The sequence below is a fragment of the Muricoccus pecuniae genome (assembly GCF_014199205.1).
In the GTDB taxonomy this organism is placed as follows: Bacteria; Pseudomonadota; Alphaproteobacteria; order Acetobacterales; family Acetobacteraceae; genus Roseomonas; species Roseomonas pecuniae.
In genome coordinates this window covers 1-1,322 of record NZ_JACIJD010000086.1, presented here as the reverse complement: position 1 = coordinate 1,322, position 1,322 = coordinate 1, and the positions used below count along the sequence as shown (strand labels likewise).

The 1,322-nt window shown below is 66.3% G+C and carries 1 protein-coding gene and 1 other annotated feature; the gene reads left to right on the top strand.

Annotated elements, in window-relative coordinates; translation table 11 throughout:
* Positions 1–53: 53 nt before the first annotated feature.
* A protein-coding gene (locus FHS87_RS23290; protein ID WP_184522303.1) for an IS3 family transposase occupies positions 54–1,282 on the top strand; the annotation gives its coding sequence in 2 pieces (ribosomal slippage) (positions 54–351 and positions 351–1,282; 1,230 coding nt in all).
* Positions 338–454 (top strand) — a sequence feature (AL1L pseudoknot). It overlaps the preceding gene by 117 nt.
* Positions 1,283–1,322: the final 40 nt, after the last annotated feature.

Genomic DNA, 1,322 nt, shown 5'->3' with positions numbered 1-1,322 from the left:
CGGTGAACCGCCCCGGGTTTCCTGGAGGTTCCAACTCTTGAGAGGATGGAGCCATGACGAAGAAGACCTCGAACCGGTATTCGCCTGAAGTCCGGCAACGGGCAGTCCGGATGGTGCTGGAGCATGGAGGCGACCACGCCTCGCAGTGGGCGGCGATCAACTCGATCGCGCCCAAGATCGGCTGCACAACGGAGACGCTGCGCGGCTGGGTAAGGCAGGCCGAGCGCGACCGGGGCCTGCGGCCGGGCCCGACGAGTGCGGAGGGAGAGCGGATCAAAGCTTTGGAACGCGAGGTCCGCGAACTGCGGCAGGCCAATGAGATCCTGCGCAAGGCGTCGGCCTATTTCGCAGTGGCGGAGCTCGACCGCCGCTCGAAGCCATGATCGCCTTCATCGACGATCATCGCGGGGTCTACGGTGTCGAGCCGATCTGCAGGGTGCTGCCGATCGCGCCGTCGACCTACCACGCCCATGTTGCCCGGCGCGCTGACCCGGCCAAGGCCTCGCCGCGTACCCGACAGGACATCGCGCTCATGGAAGGGATCCGACGGGTGCATGCGGCCAACTTCGAGGTCTACGGCGCCCGCAAGGTCTGGCGGCAGCTCGGCCGCGAGGGGATCGCGGTGGCCCGCTGCACGGTGGAGCGGCTGATGCGGCGGATGGGGCTGCGCGGTGCGGTGCGCGGCAAGGAGGTCAGGACCACGATCGCCGACAAGGCCACGCCTTGTCCGTCGGACAAGGTGAACCGCCAGTTCCGGGCGCTGCGTCCGGACATGCTGTGGGTGTCGGATTTTACCTACGTGGCCACCTGGCAGGGCTTCGTCTACGCCGCCTTCGTCATCGACGTCTTTGCCCGCCGCATTGTCGGCTGGCGCATCTCGCGGACGGCTCATGCAGGTTTTGTCCTCGATGCCCTGGAACAAGCGCTGCATGACCGCCGTCCGGCGAAGGGCGGCCTGACCCACCATAGCGACAGGGGCGGGCAATACGTCAGCATCCGGTACACAGAACGGCTCCTTGAAGCCGGGATCGAGTCCTCGGTCGGTAGCGTCGGTGACAGCTACGACAACGCTCTCGCCGAGACCGTCATCGGCCTGTTCAAAACCGAGGTGATCCGTCGCCGTGGCCCGTGGCGGTCGCTGGAAGCTGTCGAGTACGCCACCCTCGAGTGGGTGGACTGGTTCAACAACCGACGCCTCCTCGAGCCGATCGGGAACATGCCACCGGCTGAAGTGGAGGCGCGCTACTACGCCAAGCTTGAGAAGCCCGCCCTGGAGGCGTAACCCAAACCAATCAGCCTCCGGGAAATCCGGGGCGGTTCAC